The following is an 18,394-nucleotide window of genomic DNA, read 5'->3' as shown; positions in this document are numbered from 1 at the left end:
CCTGACACATGCGTGAGGGTCCTACCTTCGCCTCATGGACGTGACGACCACGGAAGCGGCCCCGACCATGCGGGCCCTGGTGCAGACCTCTCGACGCGGACCCTCGGACCTGACCCTGGTCGACGATGCTCCGCGTCCTGTCCCGGCGCCGGGTGAGCTCCTCGTTCGGGTCACGGCGGCAGGGGTCAACTACGCCGACGTGATGCAGACGCAGGGAACTTACGGTGGCGGCCCAGCCGCGCCTTACATCGCGGGGTTCGAGGCCGCCGGCGAGATCGTGGCGATCGGGGAGGAGGTCACCGCGCCACCGCGAGTGGGCAGCCATGTGGTCGGGGTGGGCCGCGGTGCCTTCGCGGAGTACATGACGATGCCCGCCGCTGGCGTCCTTCCGGTGCCGGACGGGTGGAGTGACGCGGAATCGCTCGGGATCGTCCTCAACTGGGCGACGGCGTTGGCCGCGTTGAAGCTGGGGGACATCCGTCCCGGCGCCGTGGTGCTCGTCCACGCGGCGGCCGGAGGCGTCGGCCAGGCGGCCGTGCGGCTGGCCGTTCACCACGGGGCGCGCGTGATCGCCAGCGCCGCACCCACGAAGCACGCCACGATCCGGGCGCTCGGCGTCGAGGACGTCCTGGACGGCTCGCGGGCCGACCTGGCAGAGGAGATCATGCGCCGCACCGGAGGCGTGGACCTCGTCCTGGAGTCGGTGGGCAGATCGACCTTCGCCACCAGCCTGTCGGTGACACGTCGCGTCACCGGAAGGATCGTGGTCTTCGGTGCTGCCTCGGGAGATGCGACCCTGAGCACGCACGACCTGGTGTTCGACCACCAGGTGCATGTCATCGGCCTTCACATCCGTGCGCTCGCCAGCGCCGTGCCGGCTTTCTACCAGCAGTTGATGGCGGAGTTGCTGAGCCTGATCGCCCAGGGCGTCTACCCGCCGGGGCGGCCGACCGTGCACGGCCTGGCGGACGGCCCGGCCCTTCTGCGGCGGATCGAGGATCGGCTCACCAGCGGGAAGCAGGCACTCGACCCGTGGGCCTGATCCCTGCCTGGTGAGCGGTGTCGATGATCTGTGGCCGTGTCATCTGACCGTCGATGATCTCGATGACGGCCGAGAACGGGGTGTCGGGCGGGCGACAGCAAGGCAGCCGACCCGGTGGACGGATCGGCTGCCTTGGACTTCGTGAGGGGCGAAGTCTCACACGGTGGTTCTTGGACGGACAGAGTTCAACGCCGGTGCACACACCATCCGGATCGCCTAGGAGGGCCGGTTCCGCCCGCGTGGTGTTCGAGGGGTCTCCGGTGCCAGCCTGCGCGGGAGCCGGCAGGGCGAGTGCCGCGACGCGGATGCCGAGCGCGGCGACCGCTCGGCGGAGTCACCGGCGATTCGGTCCTGACCTGGTGGGCGCGATTCCGAACCTTTCTGGTTCTGAATCCGGGCCTGATTCCGTGCCGATGTGCAGTCGATGTGGACGCCCTCCCTTCGGATCGGGATGAAAAGTGGTTGACCTGTCAAAGATTCGCACGCGCGGCGCGGAGTGGTCTTCGTAAGACGTGAGCAACGACGGGCGTGCGCCGGACGCTGTTGGTGAGACAGTGCAAATCTGCCGCCGCGAATGAGACGATCACGCTGATCACGCGAACCGGACTGCCGCGGCGGGGTGTCTGAGGAGGTGGCAGGCGCGGAGCCACCCCGAGTTGATCTCCTGGGAGTTTCATAAAGCCGGGTAAATAGGAAGGGAAGGCGGATTCGCCGGCGATGGGGGTGAGTAGGCGAAAGAGCGGGATGCGGCAGCATGGACGGATGAGCGATGACGGGGCGCGGATCGATTCCTCGGTACCGCATTCGGCGCGGATCTGGAACTACTGGCTGGGCGGGAAGGACAACTATCCGGTCGACCGGGCGGCCGGCGAGCAGATACGGGACGTGTTCCCCGGCATCGTCCTGTCGGCCAGGGCGGATCGGGTGTTCCTCGGGCGAGCGGTGCGCCACCTGGCCGGCGAATGGGGCATCGATCAGTTCCTCGACATCGGGACGGGCCTGCCCACCGTGGACAACACGCATGAGGTGGCTCAGCGGTCCAATCCCGCGAGCAAGGTCGTCTATGTCGACAATGACCCGCTGGTCCTCAGCCACGGGCGGGCCCTGCTCAGCGGTACGCGGGAGGGGGCGACGGACTTCGTCGCCGGGGACGTGCACGATCCGGAGGCGATCCTCGAAAGCGCAGCACGGACGCTGGACTTATCCCGTCCCGTCGCGTTGACGCTGCTGGCCATAGTCCAGTTCGTTCTGGATGACCGAAAGGCCTATGACGTGGTGAGGACGCTCGTGGACGCGGTACCGTCCGGGAGTCATTTGGTTCTCAGCCATGGGACGGACGAGATCAACGCCGAGGCGGCCCGTGCCTCGGTGGAGTACTGGAACGAGCACGGCACACCGCCGATGGTATTGCGGACGGCCGTGCGGCTCGCGCCGTTCTTCGAGGGAATGGAACTGCTGGAGCCGGGAATCGTGCCGTGCTCGCGGTGGCGCGTCGAGTCCCCTGTGTTCGGGGAGCCGCCCGCGGTCGCGCACTACTGCGGCGTCGCGGTCAAGCCCTGACACCCTGACCGGGGAGTTCCGTACCGGGATGGCCGAGGTCGCCGGGCGGGTGGGCGACCGGTGGGGGATGCTGGCGCCGGCCGGGGGGCGAGCTCGTCGGCAGGCTGATCGGCATCGACGCGATCCTGGTCACCGCCTTCGACGGCATGCAGCCACCGGGACGCGCGGCGACGTTCGAGGGGAAGGCCGTCCGCGTCATCGGGTTCGCGGGCTCGCCGGGCAAGAAGCTGTACCTGGCGGCGTCCGGCGACGCGCGGCCCGTCGCGCTGGTGGACGGGAAGGAGCGGCTCGGCTTCGACTACGGCGCGCCCGTCCGGATCGAGGCTCCCCGGGGCGCGGTCGAACCCCGCGGTTGAGCTGAGGCCGGGTGGCTCGGTAGAGGCCGGGCAGAGGCCGGGCGGCGTCTGCCACGTGGCGGTCCGTAGAGCGGACGGTGCGGCGCGGGAGAACGTTCGCGAGGGCGTGAACGGTGTACGGGGCTCCTGCCGTACAGCCTGGTGACGTGTGGCTTTCCGGGATGGAGGGGGCCGTCGCCGTGGGTGTCGAGAACGTGCCCCGACTCGTCGCCGGGTGTACCGGGCGGCGGGGAGGCGGTGCCGTGGGTGGGCCGGGGGTGCTCGGCGAGGTGACCTTGCCGGGGGTACGGCGGTCGGTCGCGTACGCGCGGGGCTTCGTCCGGGAGCTGGCGAGCGGGTACGAGCGGCTGGACGATCTGGTGATGGTGGTGAGCGAGACGGTCGCGAACGCGATCACGCACACGGCGTCCGGGCTGGAGGGCGGACGGGTGAGGGTCGTGCTCGCGGCGGGGCCGGACTGCTACCGGCTGGAGGTCACCGACGACGGGGCGGCCGGCGGGCGGCCGTTCGTCAAGGCCGAGGTCGGTGCGGAGACCGGGCGCGGGATGCGGATCGTGGCGGGGCTGGCGTCGCGGTGGGGGTACCGGACGGACGGTCCGCGCACGGTGGTGTGGGCGGAGTTCCCGGCCCCGGCCGTGGAAGGCCGGGGCCGGGAACCGGTCAGCGACCCCGGTTGAGCTGCCGGGTCGGCATCTGCCGGGCGTTGCGCCGGCTGGTCGCGAGATTCGCCGACCTGATGTCCTGGTTCTTTCGCTTGCCCTTCTTGCGGGATTTGGCGAAGGGATCGGACTCGTTGTTAATGGCACGCATAAACAAACCACCTCCGGGCACGTGTGAATTCAGCCGTGGAAAGGCCGATAAAAGGAAAGAAGAGTGCGCCGGCGCAGCCCGACGACACTGGTCGCAGGGGGTGCCGGCGAGCAGTGTTCAGGGTTTGCCTGTGGCGCTGAGAGTGCGGGAGCGGCCCGGAGGGCGGCTCAACCGGAGAAGAATCAAAGCTTCATGCATCAGAGTTAGCCATAGCGGCCCAGGCGGTGTCAAGTCCGAATTCGCGTGAGCGTGGAACGAGCTGAGTGAAAAGCCGGAGGGCGAGTCGTCGGGCGAGTCCCTTGAGCCGGGATTGCCGTGAATATGACGTGATCTGTGGGGTACTGGTCGTTGACGCCATGAGCGGCGGGCGGTCAGCCTGGAGGCATGCAGCGCGTCGCGTTCGTGATCTATGAGGGGTTCCAGTCGCTCGACCTGGCGGGGCCGCACGAGGTGTTCCACTACACCGGGCGCTATGAGTGCCTGGTCGTGGCGTCCGAGGCGGGTCTCGTCCGGGCGAGCAGCGGGCTGCCCGTGCACGCCTCGCACGGGGTCCGGGACGTGCCGCCCGGCAGCGTCGACACCCTCATGATCATTGGTGGGACGGGGGTGGACCGCGCACGGGACGACACCGCGCTCGCCGGTTGGGTCGCCGCCGCGGCGGCGACCGCGCGGCGCGTCACGTCGGTGTGCAGCGGGGTGCTGCTGCTGGCCGACGCCGGGCTGCTGGACGGTCGCCGCGTCACCACGCACTGGGGACGCGAACGGCAGCTCAGGGACGAGTATCCGCGGCTGACCGTCGACTGCGACCCGATCTACATCAGGGACGGGCGGTTCTGGACGTCCGCCGGGGTCACCGCCGGGATGGACCTCGCGCTCGCCCTGGTGGAGAACGACCACGGCCGGGACGTGGCGCACGCGGTGGCGCGGGAGCTGGTGATGTTCCTGCGACGTCCCGGCAGCCAATCGCAGTTCAGCGTTCCGCTGTGGTCGGCGCAGCCTTCGTCCGACCCGATCCGGGCGGCGGTGTCGGCGATCCAGACCGACCCGGGCGCGCGGCACAGCATCGCCGACCTCGCCGGCCGCTCGGGGCTCAGCGCGCGGCACCTGCAACGCCGGTTCACCGCCGAGCTGGGCGTCCCGCCTGCCGCGTACGTCGAGCGGGTACGGGTGGAGGCGGCGCGGCGGGCGCTCGCGGAGGGGGACGAGCCCGTCGAGACGCTGGCCCGGCGACTCGGCTTCGGGACGGGCGAGACCCTGCGCCGCGCCTTCCACCGGCAGGTCGGCGTCGCCCCGTCCGACTACCGAGACCGTTTCCGAGGAATGAGGGAGTTCGCATGACCACGTACGGGCTATTGGTCTTCGACGACGCAGAGGAACTCGACTTCGTGGGCCCGTGGGAGGTGTTCACGGCGTCGGCGATGGTGCGGGACCAGGGCGACGGAGCTGCGCCGGCTGACAAGGCGGTGCCGGCTGACAGGGCGGTGCCGGCTGACAAGGCGGTGCCGGCTGACAGGGCGGTGCCGGCTGACAAGGCGGTGCTGCTCGCGGAGCGGTCCGGGCCCGTCCGGTGCGCCAAGGGCATGCGCGTCCTGCCCGACCACACGCTGGACGACCATCCGGAACTGGACGTGCTGCTCGTCCCCGGCGGCCGAGGTGCGCGTGAGACGCAGCCGTCGAACTCCGTGGTGACGGGCTGGATCGCCAGGACCGCCGAGCGGACCGGGTGGGTGACGAGCGTGTGCACCGGCGCGTTCCTGCTCCACGCGGCGGGCGTCGCCAAGGGGCGGCGCGTCGCCACACATTGGGCCTCCGAGGACGCCCTTGAGTCACTCGGTGGCGTGACCGTCGTCCGCGACGCCCGCTATGTCGTGGACGGGAATCTCGTCACCAGCCAGGGCGTGTCGGCGGGCATCGACATGGCGCTGTGGCTGATCGGACGCCTCCACGGACGCGACCACGCGCGCGCGGTTCGCCGCTACATCCAGTACGAGCCCGCACCGCCCTACCTCGCCGACGAGCCCGGCATCTCCGGTTAGGGGTCGAAGACGTCCGTGGCGCCCATCGCCACACGGGCGCGGACGTCGTCCACCGTCATCGCCTGCCCCGACCCGCCCCGCACCATCAGCGGCCAGTGCGCCGCAGCCGCCTCCACCAGCTCCGCGGCGAGAAACTGCGAACCAGCGCCCTCGAAGATCTCCAACACCACCGAGTTGTAGGGCGGCGGACCCATGACCGCACGGTGGAGCGCCGCGCCGGACGCGTCCACGGATGCGGCGCCCGGCGACTGGAGGTGGACCCACACCGACGCCCCGGCGCGTTCTAACACGGCGTCGGTGCGAACGTCCGGGACGAGCCGTCCACCGAGGGAGTGGACGACCCGCACGAACCGCTCGGGCGTGACGTCGCCCGGCAGCAGCAGCGTCGCCTCGGCCGCTCGGGCACGGTGCTGCACGGCGGGGGCGGGGTCGTGGCGGCCCTCCGGCTGGAAGAAGCCCGACCGGCGCTGCGACAGCCGCCGGTGCAGTTCCGGGACGGTGATGACGACCTCCCCGAAGTCGCGGATGGCGAGCGGCCAGCGGTCGGCGGCGGCCAGCACGATCTCCGCCGCGAGCCACTCGCTCTCCCGCTCCCGCAGTATCTCCAGCATGATCCTTGTGCGCGGTGGTGCGCCGAGGGCCTGTTCGCACTCCCGCCGGAAGGCTGCGCCGCGGATCGGCTCGTCCGGCGGGAACGGGTACACGACCACGGCGCCGTCACCGCGCACGAGGACCGCGACATCCGGTGCACCCGCCGTCGGCTGATGCTCCCCGCCCAGCGACACGACCAGGTCGCGGATCTCCCCGGCCCCGATCGCCGCGCTGGAGACGAGGTGCAGGTCGGTGGACACCTCAGGGGAACGCGTCGGCGACCGCGGCGGTCAGGGCGGCGCCCGCCGTGCCGTCCGGGTCGAGTTCGGGATCGTAGATGCCGACGTGCAGGCCGGTCGCGCGAGGGCTCGCCAGCAGCGTCGTCAGGACGGAGGTCAGCTCCGCGAACGACAGCCCGTCCGGATTCGGCGAGTCGACCGCCGGCATGACCGACCTGTCGAGGATGTCGGCGTCCAGATGGACCCAGAAACCCTCGATCGGCGCGTCCTCCAGATGCGCCCGCGCCGCCCGCGCCGCCGCGCCGGCACCGTGCTCGCGGACGTACTCGATCGGAAAACGGGCGATGCGCGAGGTGTCGAAGGCCGCGAGATCGGAGTCCTCGTGGTCTTCCGGCTCCCGCTGGACGCCGATGTGCGCGACGTGCTCCTCGGCGACATAGGGGCGCAGCCCGTCATGGTCGGTGAGCGCGTCCGGGCCGTGGCCGGTGGCGAGGCCGAGCGCGAGCCCGCCCGCCGTCAGCCGCCCCGCGTGGGCGTCCGGGTCGAGGCGCGGCGAGTAGTCGTCGTGCCCGTCCAGATGCGCCAGCCCGTACGTGCCGCGGGCGCGCAGCGCCAGCATCGGCCCGAGCAGGATGCTGCAATCGCCGCCCAGCACGAGAGGGAAGCGGTCCGCGTCCAGGAGGTCGCCGACCCGTGCCGCGAGCCGCACCGAATACCCCGCCAGGGCGGGACCGTTCAGGTAGCCGGTGGTGTGGTCGGGGCCGAACACGTAGGGCGGCGGATCGACCCGCCCGGCGTCCTCGGCGTCCAACCGACCGGCGATCCCGTGACCGCGCAGCGCTTGGGCGAGGCCGCGCACGCCGGGCTCATGCCCCTCGCGCGGTGGCCGCAGCCCGAGGTTGGAGGGGGCGTCCAGCACCGAGATCACTCTTCGCAGCCTAACGTGGGTGTTCGAACACGCGGAGGAAATTCGATGACCGTTCTGGGCCGCCTCACCGACCGGATCCTCGGCCTGCCCGGGCTCCCGGTGCACGCTACGACGCCGCCCATCGGCGTCGCACGCGATCTGGGTGTCCCGATGCCGGACGGGGTCACGCTCCTCGCTGACGTGCACCGTCCGCGCGGCGGCGGTCCGCTGCCCGCCGTCCTGATACGCACTCCGTATGGCAAAGGCCAGGCGCTCGTGCGGCTGTTCGCTCGCGTGCTCGCCAGGCGCGGCTTCCAGGTCGTCGTGCAGGACGTGCGCGGGGTGGGCGGGTCCGGCGGCGAGTTCCGCGCCTTCCACGACGAGCGCGACGACGGGCTCGCCACGCTCGCCTGGCTGCGCGCCCAGCCATGGTGCGACGGCCGGGTCGCGACGGTCGGCGCCAGCTACCTGGGCTTCACCCAGTGGGCGGTCGCGCCCTACGCGGACCCGCCCCTGGAGGCGATGGGACTCGGCATCACCGCGTCCGAGTTCGTCAGCTCCTTCTACCCGGGCGGCGCGCTGGCCTTGCACAACACGCTCGTGTGGTCGTCCCTGATGGGCACCCGGGGAGGCCGGCGCGGCAGAGGGGGCCGGCGCGGCGGAGAGGACCAGCGCGGCCGAGAGGACCAGCGCGGGCAACCGGGCCAGGGAGCGCGGGACGGCCGGCGGCCGCTGCACGACCGGCGCGTGCGGCGCGCGATGCGGCACCTGCCGGTCGGTGAGGCCGACACCGCCGCGATCGGACGGCCCGAGCCCTTCCTGCGCGAGGTCACCGCGAACGCCGAGCGGATCGCGTTCTGGGAGGCGACCGACCACAGCGCCCACGTCGCCGCCACCACCGCGCCCGCCAGCATGGTCACCGGCTGGTGGGACCTGTTCCTACGCGGCCAGCTCCGCGACTTCCGCGCCCTGCACGCCGCCGGCCGCCAGGCCCGCATCACCATCGGTCCCTGGGGACATGACGCGAAGGCCCTGCGCGCCGTCCTCGCCGACCAGGTCTCCTGGCTGGACGCGCACCTGGGCGGGGACACCGCGGCGCTGCGCCGGGCACCCGTCCGGCTGCACCTCCAGAGGTCGGGCCGCTGGCTCGACTTCGAACAGTGGCCGCCGCCCGGGACCGAGCCGACCCCGCTCTTCCTGTCCCACGGCCTGACCTGGGACGGACCATCCGACGCCGAGCCCGCCGCCTTCACCTACGACGCGCTCGACCCCACGCCGAACGCGGGCGGCCCCCTCCTCTCACCGGGCAGGGGCGGCCAGCGGGACAACGGCCGGATCGAGGCGCGCGCTGACGTCGCCGTCCTCACCGGCGCTCCCCTCGACCGCGACCTCGACCTGATCGGCCCCGTGTCGGCGACGATCCACGTCCGGACGAGCACCGGCCACGGCGATCTGTTCGTCCGGCTCTGCGATGTCGACCGGCAGGGCGTCTCCCGCAACGTCACCGACGGCATCGTGCGGATCTCGTCGCCGGGGCTCGTCCGCGCCGAGATCGAGATGCACCCGACCGGTTACCGCTTCCATCGAGGGCACCGGCTTCGCGTCATGCTGGCGGGCGGCGCGTTCCCCCGCTTCGCCCGCAACCACGGCACCGGGGAGCCCGCCGCGCGGGCGGTCGCGTCCAAACGCATCCGGTTCGAGGTCCACCGCGACGTTGAGCATCCGTCGTCGCTGCTACTGCCCGTCTGGCGCGGCTGAGGGGGCTGCCTCGGGCGGGGCTCCGGGCGGGGGCTCCGCCGCAGCTCCGGACGGGGGCTCCGCCGCGGCCTGCTCGGCTGCTTCGGCGCGGAGCCGTTCGTACTCCTTCAGCACCTTCTTGCGGGACCTCGCCGACAGCCGGTCGATGTAGACCTTCCCCTCAAGGTGGTCGGTCTCGTGCTGGAGACAGCGCGCCAGCAACCCCGTACCCTCCACGGTGACCGGCTCGCCCTGGAGGTTGAAGCCGTGCACGGTCGCGTGGTCGGGACGGGCCAGCTTCGCGTAGGGCCCCGGCACCGACAGGCAGCCCTCGTCCCCGTCGTCCAGGCGCCGCTCGTCCAGCGGTGGAAGCTCCAGGACGGGATTCACCACCACGCCCTTGTGGCGCTCCCCGTCGTCGTCGGGGCAGTCGTAGACGAAGATCCGTAGATCCACCCCGACCTGGTTGCCCGCCAGTCCGACGCCTTCCGCCGCGTACATGCTGGCGAACATGTCGTCCGCCAGTTCCGCGAGCGCCGCGTCGAACTCCTCGACCGGCCGGCACGCCTGATGCAGGACCGGAGTCCCCACCAGCGTGATGGCCCGCACCCGCCCTGTCATAGCCCGCTCTCCTCCATCCGGCACCGTCATCCCCGAGACCCTAATGCGGATGCGGAGCCCGCGTGGCATGTGGCGGGGCGCGACCGCACACGGTGGACGCGGCGCGCCGGGCGTCGCGTGCCGTGATGCCCGGCGGCACCTGAACGCGGAGCGTGCCCCGTTCGTCGCACATGGCGAACCGTTCGTCGACGCAGAAGTAGGAAGCCCTCGCAGCGTCCGTCGAGGGCTCGCTACGTTCTTCGCATCCGCCGGACGAACGGCGCGAGCCGCTCCGGGAGCGGGCCGCTTCGGGGGGAGCGGGCCGCTTCGCAAGGAGCAGGCGGGCCCCGGTATAGGGCACCGCGGCCGGCCCGGCGGAACGGGGGGAGAGGGGTCACTTCTTTGGGGGGAGTGGCCCCTCCGTCTGTCGGGGATCCGTTTGTCCGGGGTCTGTTTGTCCGGGGACGCCCGTTCATTCGGGGAATTCTAGGTGATCGCGCGGTCTTGTGACGTCCTTCGTAAAACTGTTCACGCATTTATTGAATGAAAAGCTAAAACGTGTTGGCCGGAGACGTTTTACAGATAACGAGTCATCGTTCAGTCGTTTTCGGTGGAGTGTCGGATTCGCTGTCGATCTCAGAAAACTTGACGCGTCGAACGTCGACTTCGGTGCCGTGCTGCGAAATGGTCGTCCGCATGGAATCACGAATTCGGGGTGCCGGACCGACCGGCTGGCTGCTCACCTTTCTCGGCGCACGTGAGCAGGCACTGCGCACCCACAGCGGCCTCGCCACCGGCCCCACGGAATGGCTGCTGGTCTTCCTGGAGGTCGAGCGCGCCGAACTGGCCGGCAGGCAGCGGCCCACCCTGCTCTCGCGGCGCGGCCGGTCCGAGGAGTACCCGTTCGGCCGCCTGAACGCCCGTAGCGCATAGGGGCGGAACATCATGATCATCGAGATGTTCCTCGCCGCCCTGATCGGCGGCGCGATCGGCGCCACCGAGCTCGTCGCGCGCTACCGCGACAAGCCCGTCGCGGCGCTGCTGTCCCCGGGCGGCCTGCTGTTCGTCTTCGTCAACACCAGCGCGTCCGTGGTCGCGCTGATCGCGGTGACCGCGTCGGGCTGGACGTTCGGCCTGCCGGAGACGATGCCCCCGACGAGCTTCGTGGTCGTGCGGGTGATGGCCGCCGGGATCGGCTCGGCCGCCATCCTGCGCATGTCGTTCGCCCCCGCCCAGACGCGCGCGATCGGCACCGGCCCGATCGCCCTGCTCAACGGCATCCTCCGGATCGCCGACGGTGAACTGGAACGCAAGCGCGCGCTGAGCCGGCTGTCGCACAACGACCTGTCCGGCCTGTCGTTCGAACGCGACCACGCGGCGCTCGCCGAACTGTGTTGCCACCTCATGCGCGAGTTCGACCTCGCCGAGGCCCAGCGGCTCGGCGGCCTCGCCGCCGAACTCAGCCACCGCGACGATCTCACCGACGCCGACAAGCTGGACTGCTGGGGGCTGGAGCTGACGCGGCTGGTGGGCGAGCGTGCCCTGCGCCAGGCCGCACGCCGGCTGCGGGACCGCCCACGGGAGGAGACCCGCCGGGTCGTGCCCGAGGAGGAGGGACCGGCCGCCGCACCCGAGCCCGACTACGCCGAGCCTTCGACCGGCCCGCTGCGCCCGCCCATCACCAAGGCGTCCCGCCTCGCCTCCAGCACCAATGGCAGGGCAGAACGCAAGTCGTTCAGCGACGCCTGAGAACGCGTGGAATGCCGGTGCGCCCAGCGGGGCGCACCGGTTATTTCATACCCGTCAGGATCTCGGCCGGATGATCAAAGGCGGAACGTTCTCGTCCCGTTCTTCCAATGCCGCCGCGATACGGTGCAATGCCTCTGCCATCGAGATCAGCGCCTGCACCTGGGCGGCCGCCATGAGATTTCCCGGCGACGGATCGGCAGCCTGCGCCTCCGCGGCCGCGTCGCACGCCTGCTGGCTCCACCAATGCACGCGGCGATCCTATGGGAACCGGCCGATCCGGCACCTGCCGCCGCGCGGACACTCTCGACGAAAGGCCCGACACCCGTGAACCGATGGCCGCCCCACTGGGCCGTGAAACCACTCCGCAGGTTGACTACCGGGGAACTCGCGGAGGCCCTGGAGTACCTTGAGAAACACCGTCCAGACGATGACGTCCTGGGCCGCGCCCTCGCCGGTGAGTTCGCCCGCCGTACCGCCGCCGAATACCGTCCGGCCAAGCACGCCCGGCCCGTCTGATCCCGCGCGGGAGAACATATGACAACCGTGAGACTGCGCAGAGTGTACGAGCCGGCGACCGTCCAGGACGGTACCCGCGTCCTGGTCGACCGCGTGTGGCCACGCGGTCTGACGAAGGACGCCGCGCGTCTTTCCCACTGGGAAAAGGACGTCGCCCCGTCTACCGAGCTCCGCAAGTGGTATGGCCACGAATCCGACAAGTTTCCCGAATTCAAGCGCCGCTACGAAACGGAGCTTCAGGAGCCCACCCGCGCGGCCGCCCTGGAACGCCTGCGCGCGCTTGCCGCGAAGGGGCCGCTGACGCTCCTGACCGCCACAAAAGACCTACCTCACAGCCAGGCGGCGATCCTTGTCGACCACGTGAGCACCTGAGCTCCCGTCGGGGCCATCGTCGCCCTGACGTCCTGATCGCCGGACGATCCGACCTTCGCGACCGGCGTCTTGACCTGCGGATGCCGCCCGACCTGAAGATCGGCCCACGGGCGACGCGTTTCCAGGATGTGTCGATTCCCCCGCCGACAACCGGACAGTTTGCAGCTATCGAAACGTCCGGTCAGGCGCCGCATCCGTTTTCGTCGAGTGGCGGACAGACGTCCGGTGGCGGGTTGCGCCGGCGCAAGCCCGCTGTTGTCGAATGGCCGTTACGGCGATCATGATTTAGTGAATGCGCCGATCCGCCGACGAGGACGCAATGGTCGAGCCGGGGAGTAGTTGCCGTGTTCGGATCGGCGCGTGTGACGCATTGAAACCCTTTGTCAAGACGGTGATGGTGGCCGCTTAAGGTCATAGCGCCGATTTGATGAGTCGTTTAGGCTCATTGTGGCTTTTGTCTGATTTGATGGGATGATCGTGGACGAACAGTTCGAGGCGCACCTGCCATCGGTTCCCGGGCTCGATCCCAACGTGGCCAATTCAGCTCGTGTCTGGGACTACTGGCTGGGAGGCCACCAGTACTACGAAGCCGACAAGGTAATGGCCGATGAGATCGAAAGGGTGCTGCCCGATATCGTGGCGCAGGCGCGCGCAGATCGTCTGTTCCTGAGCCGGGTGGTGGAGTTCTTCGCGGGCGAGGTGGGGATCGATCAGTTCCTGGATATCGGGACCGGCCTGCCGACCTCCAGCAACACCCATGAGGTGGCCCAGCGCCTGCGTCCGGAGGCCCGTGTCGTCTATGTGGACAACGACCCCCTCGTCCTGGCGCATGCCCGCGCACTGCTGACCAGCACACCGCAGGGTGTGACGGCCTATCTCGACGCCGACATGCACGACCCGGACCAGATCCTGGACGAGGCCCAGGGGACGTTGAACCTGTCCCGGCCGGTGGCGATCACCATGCTCGGCGTGGTCTGGCACATCATGGAGGACGAGCAGGCGCGCCGGATCCTGGGACGCCTGGTGGAGCGGGTCGCACCGGGAAGCCACCTGGCGATCAGCCACCAGACCGACGAGATCACCGGCGAGCAGGCGCGAGAGGCCGTTCGGATGTGGAACCGCGACGGCACCCCCCCGGGGGTGTGGAGGTCCAAACAGCAGGTGGAGGACCTGTTCGACGCCGTGGGCCTGGAGTTGCTGGAACCGGGTGTGGTTTCCTGCAACCGGTGGCGGCCGGAGACCCTGGACATCCTGCCGGACGAGGTCGACCAGTTCGGCGGTGTCGGCCGCAAACCGTGATCACGTGTCGTCCTGGCAAAGCCGTGCCCGATCCGGGTGCGCGGACGCGCACGTATCGGGCAGGCTGTGCGGGGGCCGGCGCGGTGGTGATCTTCGTCGGTCCGGCGCCGGGCGGGAAGGAGGAGCGTGGGCACGTTATGGCTGCCGGCGCGCGACCCTGACGCGCTGACGCGCCCCCGGTTGCTGCTGGCCGCCAGGCTCCGCGGCCTGCGCGAGCGCAACGGCGTGGTGGCGGCGACGGCGGGCGCGACGATCGGGTCGCTGCCGTTGCTGGAGGCGATGGAGCGCGGGGTGACCGCCTCCGACCCGCACCATGTCATGGCGCTGGCCTCCCTGTACGGGGTGACCGACCATGCCGCCCGCCTGCAACTGCTGCAACTGGCCCTCCACTCCCGTGAGGAGGGTTGGTGGGCCCCCTACCGCAGCATCATCCGCTCCTGGTTCCTGCCCTACCTCGGCGCGGAACAGGCCGCCGAGATCATCCGCTGCTACACCGTCGGTGCCGTCCCCGACCTGCTGCAACATCCCGCCTACGCGGAGAAGCTGATCCGCTGGGCTCATCGGGACGCCAGTGAGGAAGAGCTGGCCAAGCGCCTGGAGTTGCGGCTGCGGCGCCAGCAGATCCTGCACAGCGGCAGCCCGCCCCGGCTGTGGGCGATCATCGACGAGACCGCCCTGCGCCGCCGCATGGGCACGGCCGAGATCACCTACCGCCAGCTGGAGCACCTGCTGAACCTGTGTGAGCTGCCGCACGTGGTCATTCAGATCATGCCCCTGGCGGTGGGCCAGGACCTGCCGCGCGGCCCGATCACGCTGGTGAAAGTCCTGCGTGACCAGGACGTGCGCCAGATCGTCTACCTTCAGCAGTTCAACACCGCCTACTACCCGGACTACGAGCTGCGGCATCTCTACGTCATGGACCTGTTGGCGGTCGTCGCCGAGCCCCCCGCGCGCACCCCCGGCCTGTTGCGGCAGATGATCGCCAACTTGTGAATCATGGGGGGAATGTCGCCGATGACACAGAACAGGGTAGTTGAGCCTGGCATGCTGTCCGGCGGCGATCAGGTCACCACCCCCTGAACGACCACAGGTGCCCGCCGAGCTCACCCGCCTCCCGCGCGGATCCAGCCGACCGTGTCCGCGGTGCCGGTGACGACAGTGCCACGGGCGGGTGGGCCGATGTGCATTGTTGAGCTCTTGTCCTCATAGCGAGTAGAAGGACGGACCGATGGCAACGACGCCGCGGCGGACTCCGGCCCACCAGGTGATGATCAACTGCTTGCATGGCGCGTACATCCTGCACGGCCAACCGACGTTCGCCAAGATCTCCGAGACCGTGGAGCGGCTCCGAACGCTCTATCCCGACTACCGTGCCGAGGACTGCACCGGGCTGTCGTCCCCAGCGAACATCTACAAGATCATTATGGGTCGGCACGGCAGCCTGCCGACCACCCCCCAGCTCTCCCGCCTCATCCTCGCCTTCCAGCACCTGGCCTGGGTCGAACGAGTCATCCGCGACGATCCGGGCACCTCGACCCTGCCCGGCTGGCAGGCGTTGCTGAGCCAGGCGATCGTCTTGGACATCGCGCAGCGGAACCGGGGCGACTTCATCGAGGACACCTGCCTCGACCCCACCCAGCCAGTGCGGCTGCCCAGCCCGATGCTGGCGCCGATCGCCGAACTTCCCGGAGCATGGACGCTGGCCGCCTCCGTCTCGCTGACCTGTGTCGAGGTGTCCTGCCTCACTGCGCTGGGCCCCTACGCCGCCTCTCTCGCCGTCCGCGCGACCGAGGGCGATCCCGGCGCCATGTACGAGGTGTCCGTCGGCCTGTTCGTCTCCGGCACCCCCTACAACGAGCGCGCCGCCGCGTTCGCCGCGAACGCCGCGGCCGCCGGGGTGTCCACCGCCACCGATCTCCTCATCGCCTCCGAGACCGGCATGGCCGCGGCGGCGGAACTCGCCGTCAGGCAGGCGCGCGCCCTGGAGTACGCGGCCCGCACCTACGGTCGGGACGACGCCGCCCGCTTCTTCACCACCTGCGCCGCCCGTCTCGTCGTCAAGGAGCAGGCACTCGATGGCTGACCCGTCGCGTCCGGTCGCCCTCTGACACCGCTTCCCGGACGACCCTTACCGGCACCCTTTCCGTTTGGTGCCAAATCTTACGGTCGCATCCGTTTGGTGCCAAATCTTTGACGCGCCACCGATTTTTCTTCCCGTTTCTTCAGCGTTCCTGCCGCACCCTGGCAGTTCATTTCGTGTTTTCTCCCTAGAACGGTGCATATCAGGCGGTGCTGTGCGCAAAGGTATGTGTGTTCATTTCTCCCCGACGGAGTCACCCCCGCGATGCCGATGCTCACCCGTGGCGGCGGCAGTGAAGGCGCCTTATACCAGGGCAGCCGTCCGAGCCGCCGGCACGACGCTGCCCCCCGCTGCCCTGAGGAAGCCGAGCTGGCGATCGTCCTGACCACCACATGGATGCTGGCCACCGGCAGGCGGCTCCATCAGCACCCCACCCTTCATGACCTGGATTGTGAACAGTTGATCGATTTTTGGGCCGACGGTCTGTTGGTCCCCGTCGAAACGGCAGCCACAAGGTGAAGATGAGCGATCCCAACCCGGGCCCGGAGGTCGTGAGGCCCCGCTACAGGACCTGCTTCGCGGTCGATATCTCACGCTTCACCAGCCGGGATGCGGCATCGCAGGCCCAGATCCGCGAGGCGATGCACACGATGGTCCGGGCGGCCTCGACGGCCGCCCGCGTCCCGTGGCGGTCCGAGGTGGGCAGCGACCGTGGGGACGGCGTGCTGGTCGTCACCGGCAAGGTCGGGGTCGAGGTGCTGTTCGGGGACTTCATCAGGTACCTCGGTGGCGGCGTGCGCGGACACAACCTGCTCGCCGCGCCCGCGGAGCAGATACAGCTCCGCGTGGCGCTGGATGGCGGATACCTCCACAAGGACGCGCACGGCTACTCAGGAGTCGCCCTCAACCGGCTCAGCCGGATGCTCGACGCACCGGAGTTCAAGGCGAGAATGAACGAGCACGAGGCGGAGTTCGCGGTGATCATGTCGAACGACCTGTATAAAGTCGTCCGCGGCTATCGGTTGCTCGAAGACAAACACCTGGATCGAATTCAGGTAGAAGTGAAGGAAACACGCACCCAGGCCTGGACATGGATCCCTTAACCTCCTCAACCCGTCGTCCTGATCAGGGGACGAGGACCTGGGGGGCTGGTTCGCCTGGCGGTTGTGCCGGGCGGACGAGGCGGCGCGCTACTCGTCGGCCTACTCGTTGGGCTGGGGCCTCGATCCAGCGGTGCGATGCCCAGCTCGCCGCCACCAGGACGGCCACGAACACCAGGAGGCCGACGAGGTCCTCGCGACCGGAGGCGCCGAGGAACTGGGCCGCGATCATCAGCAGGAGCGGGTGCAGGAGGTAGATCGAGTAGCTGACGGTGCCGAGGGCGATCGTCCAGCGGGGGAAGCCGCGGTGGCGCAGCAGCCAGGCCGCGCCGAACGTCGCCGCCGACAGCGCCAGCGGGATGGACCAGTACAGCTGGACGCGCCACGCCTGGTCGGCCGTTTCGGTGTTCCAGGTCGCGCAGGCGATGGCGCCGCCGAGGACCAGGGCCGCCGTGGCGGCGGCGGCGCGGCGGCTGATCTGGCCGTGCTCGGCGCGGTAGATGGCCGTCCCGGCGAACATGACGGCCAGCATGATCATTCCTTCCCAGGCGTAGACCCGGCTGTTCACCGTCACCAGGGCGAGGGCCAGCAGGCCGCCGAGCACGCCGCCCGAGACGCGCAGCACGGGACGGTCCGACACCGCGGCCGCGATGGTGGCGACCAGCGCCAGCGCGACCATTCCGACGAGCGGGCCGGTGCCCGCCGTCCGTGACAGCAGCGTCGAGGGCAGCAGCCCGCCCACCAGCAGGGCCGTCACCACCAGCCCGGACGCGACGGGCGCGGAGCGCCGGTGTCCGCCGACCACGAACAGCGCGACGATCAGCAGGTAGAAGGCCATCTCATAGGACAGCGTCCACAGCACGTTGATCGCGTTGGGTACACCGAGCAGGTCCTGGAGCATGGTCATGTGCGCCAGGACGGCAGTCACGGGATCGTAGTGCTCCAGTCCCGCCCGCAGGCCGAGCACGCCGAGCAGGTAGGGCAGCACGCCGATCAGGCACGCCACCGCGAGCAGGGGGTAGATGCGGAAGAACCGGCCGATCCAGAAGGCCCGCACGCTGCCGCGCCGTTCCAGTGACGCCGGGATGATGTACCCGCTGACCAGGAAGAAGACCATCACCCCGTAGCGGCCCGGGTCGAAGCGGGGGAGCAGCCAGACCTGGAGCGAGGGGAGGTAGATGTAGCTGGCGTGGTGGAGCGCGACCGCGAGCGCGGCCCATCCGCGCAGGGCGTCCAGCCACCCAAGTCGGCTGATAGTGGAGGAGTCACCCCCATTGGGGATCATCCCGACAGAGTAGGCCGTTCCGGGACCGTGAGTGGGCCTGTTGTCAGATCGGGCGTCAGGCTCAGTGCGGTGCCGCGGCAGGAGCGCGGGGGCCGCCCGGCCCACCCCAATGTCG

At 70.0% G+C, this 18,394-nt stretch carries 22 protein-coding genes; 16 read left to right on the top strand and 6 right to left on the bottom strand.

Features of this window, described 5'->3' with window-relative positions:
- Window positions 1-34 precede the first annotated feature (34 nt).
- The 4 genes from AMA02S_RS00690 to AMA02S_RS00675 all read left to right on the top strand — a co-directional run bounded on the left by AMA02S_RS00690 (window position 35) and on the right by AMA02S_RS00675 (window position 3,635).
- Window positions 35-1,042, top strand: a complete 1,008-nt coding sequence (locus tag AMA02S_RS00690) for a zinc-binding dehydrogenase (RefSeq protein ID WP_067449884.1) — start codon at window positions 35-37, stop codon at window positions 1,040-1,042.
- 762 nt (window positions 1,043-1,804) lie between these two features.
- Window positions 1,805-2,602 (top strand): SAM-dependent methyltransferase, encoded by a 798-nt coding sequence (locus AMA02S_RS00685; protein WP_067449882.1) that lies wholly within the window; start codon window positions 1,805-1,807, stop codon window positions 2,600-2,602.
- 146 nt (window positions 2,603-2,748) lie between these two features.
- Window positions 2,749-2,958: a hypothetical protein gene (locus tag AMA02S_RS00680; RefSeq protein ID WP_067449881.1), complete on the top strand. Its 210-nt coding sequence runs from the start codon at window positions 2,749-2,751 to the stop codon at window positions 2,956-2,958.
- A gap of 146 nt (window positions 2,959-3,104) precedes the next feature.
- Window positions 3,105-3,635, top strand: coding sequence for an ATP-binding protein (locus AMA02S_RS00675; RefSeq protein WP_157430291.1), 531 nt, complete (start codon window positions 3,105-3,107; stop codon window positions 3,633-3,635).
- Here the strand turns inward: AMA02S_RS00675 and AMA02S_RS41175 are convergent.
- The gene (locus AMA02S_RS41175; protein WP_157430290.1) at window positions 3,619-3,768 is read right to left on the bottom strand and encodes a hypothetical protein; all 150 of its coding nucleotides are present in this window, start codon (window positions 3,766-3,768) and stop codon (window positions 3,619-3,621) included. The genes AMA02S_RS00675 and AMA02S_RS41175 overlap by 17 nt on opposite strands.
- Window positions 3,769-4,152: 384 nt before the next feature.
- Between AMA02S_RS41175 and AMA02S_RS00670 the strand changes: the two genes are divergently transcribed.
- Together AMA02S_RS00670 and AMA02S_RS00665 are read left to right on the top strand one after the other, a co-directional pair.
- Window positions 4,153-5,106 carry a GlxA family transcriptional regulator gene (locus AMA02S_RS00670; protein ID WP_067449878.1) on the top strand — a complete coding sequence of 318 codons (954 nt, stop codon included), beginning with the start codon at window positions 4,153-4,155 and terminating at the stop codon, window positions 5,104-5,106.
- Window positions 5,103-5,804, top strand: coding sequence for a DJ-1/PfpI family protein (locus AMA02S_RS00665; protein WP_067449876.1), 702 nt, complete (start codon window positions 5,103-5,105; stop codon window positions 5,802-5,804). Before AMA02S_RS00670 ends, AMA02S_RS00665 begins: the two co-directional genes overlap by 4 nt.
- Here the strand turns inward: AMA02S_RS00665 and AMA02S_RS00660 are convergent.
- Window positions 5,801-6,655 (bottom strand): hypothetical protein, encoded by an 855-nt coding sequence (locus tag AMA02S_RS00660; protein WP_067449873.1) that lies wholly within the window; start codon window positions 6,653-6,655, stop codon window positions 5,801-5,803. The genes AMA02S_RS00665 and AMA02S_RS00660 overlap by 4 nt on opposite strands.
- 1 nt (window position 6,656) lies before the next feature.
- The gene (locus tag AMA02S_RS00655; protein ID WP_245667286.1) at window positions 6,657-7,562 is read right to left on the bottom strand and encodes an arginase family protein; all 906 of its coding nucleotides are present in this window, start codon (window positions 7,560-7,562) and stop codon (window positions 6,657-6,659) included.
- A 45-nt stretch (window positions 7,563-7,607) separates the two neighbouring features.
- Here AMA02S_RS00655 and AMA02S_RS00650 point away from each other — a divergent pair, with 45 nt between their 5' ends.
- Complete coding sequence (locus AMA02S_RS00650; protein WP_067449869.1) at window positions 7,608-9,299, top strand: CocE/NonD family hydrolase; 1,692 nt, start codon at window positions 7,608-7,610, stop codon at window positions 9,297-9,299.
- Here the strand turns inward: AMA02S_RS00650 and def are convergent.
- On the bottom strand, window positions 9,276-9,899 hold the full coding sequence (gene def / locus AMA02S_RS00645) for a peptide deformylase (RefSeq protein WP_084264380.1): 624 nt from the start codon (window positions 9,897-9,899) through the stop codon (window positions 9,276-9,278). The two genes, AMA02S_RS00650 and def, sit on opposite strands and share 24 nt — an antisense overlap.
- Before the next feature lie 675 nt (window positions 9,900-10,574).
- On the opposite strand from def, the gene AMA02S_RS00640 reads away from it, so the two are divergent.
- Together AMA02S_RS00640 and AMA02S_RS00635 are read left to right on the top strand one after the other, a co-directional pair.
- Window positions 10,575-10,811 (top strand): hypothetical protein, encoded by a 237-nt coding sequence (locus tag AMA02S_RS00640; protein ID WP_157430289.1) that lies wholly within the window; start codon window positions 10,575-10,577, stop codon window positions 10,809-10,811.
- Between the two features lie 12 nt (window positions 10,812-10,823).
- Window positions 10,824-11,627, top strand: a complete 804-nt coding sequence (locus tag AMA02S_RS00635) for a hypothetical protein (protein ID WP_067449866.1) — start codon at window positions 10,824-10,826, stop codon at window positions 11,625-11,627.
- 54 nt (window positions 11,628-11,681) lie between these two features.
- Here the strand turns inward: AMA02S_RS00635 and AMA02S_RS00630 are convergent, their stop codons facing one another.
- Window positions 11,682-11,876, bottom strand: a complete 195-nt coding sequence (locus AMA02S_RS00630; RefSeq protein WP_067449864.1) for a hypothetical protein — start codon at window positions 11,874-11,876, stop codon at window positions 11,682-11,684.
- A gap of 120 nt (window positions 11,877-11,996) precedes the next feature.
- Here AMA02S_RS00630 and AMA02S_RS41170 point away from each other — a divergent pair, with 120 nt between their 5' ends.
- From AMA02S_RS41170 to AMA02S_RS00600, 7 genes are all read left to right on the top strand, one after another.
- Window positions 11,997-12,143 (top strand): hypothetical protein, encoded by a 147-nt coding sequence (locus tag AMA02S_RS41170; RefSeq protein ID WP_157430288.1) that lies wholly within the window; start codon window positions 11,997-11,999, stop codon window positions 12,141-12,143.
- Between the two features lie 18 nt (window positions 12,144-12,161).
- Complete coding sequence (locus tag AMA02S_RS00625) at window positions 12,162-12,515, top strand: DUF488 domain-containing protein (protein WP_067449862.1); 354 nt, start codon at window positions 12,162-12,164, stop codon at window positions 12,513-12,515.
- Between the two features lie 471 nt (window positions 12,516-12,986).
- Entirely contained in the window at window positions 12,987-13,814 is an 828-nt protein-coding gene (locus AMA02S_RS00620; RefSeq protein WP_067449860.1) for an SAM-dependent methyltransferase, read from the top strand.
- A 126-nt stretch (window positions 13,815-13,940) separates the two neighbouring features.
- A complete protein-coding gene (locus AMA02S_RS00615; RefSeq protein ID WP_067449856.1) occupies window positions 13,941-14,807 on the top strand; it encodes a DUF5753 domain-containing protein in 867 nt (288 codons plus the stop codon).
- Between the two features lie 235 nt (window positions 14,808-15,042).
- Window positions 15,043-15,897 carry a hypothetical protein gene (locus tag AMA02S_RS00610; protein WP_067449855.1) on the top strand — a complete coding sequence of 285 codons (855 nt, stop codon included), beginning with the start codon at window positions 15,043-15,045 and terminating at the stop codon, window positions 15,895-15,897.
- A gap of 261 nt (window positions 15,898-16,158) precedes the next feature.
- Window positions 16,159-16,413 carry a hypothetical protein gene (locus AMA02S_RS00605; RefSeq protein ID WP_067449853.1) on the top strand — a complete coding sequence of 85 codons (255 nt, stop codon included), beginning with the start codon at window positions 16,159-16,161 and terminating at the stop codon, window positions 16,411-16,413.
- A gap of 2 nt (window positions 16,414-16,415) precedes the next feature.
- Window positions 16,416-16,997, top strand: a complete 582-nt coding sequence (locus tag AMA02S_RS00600) for a hypothetical protein (RefSeq protein WP_067449849.1) — start codon at window positions 16,416-16,418, stop codon at window positions 16,995-16,997.
- A 22-nt stretch (window positions 16,998-17,019) separates the two neighbouring features.
- On the opposite strand, the gene AMA02S_RS00595 is transcribed toward AMA02S_RS00600, so the two are convergent.
- Window positions 17,020-18,279, bottom strand: a complete 1,260-nt coding sequence (locus tag AMA02S_RS00595; protein ID WP_067449847.1) for an acyltransferase family protein — start codon at window positions 18,277-18,279, stop codon at window positions 17,020-17,022.
- Between the last annotated feature and the right edge of the window lie 115 nt (window positions 18,280-18,394).

It is taken from the genome of Actinomadura macra NBRC 14102 (assembly GCF_001552215.1).
GTDB classification, from domain to species: domain Bacteria; phylum Actinomycetota; class Actinomycetes; order Streptosporangiales; family Streptosporangiaceae; genus Spirillospora; species Spirillospora macra.
This window is presented reverse-complemented; position numbering and strand designations above follow the sequence as displayed.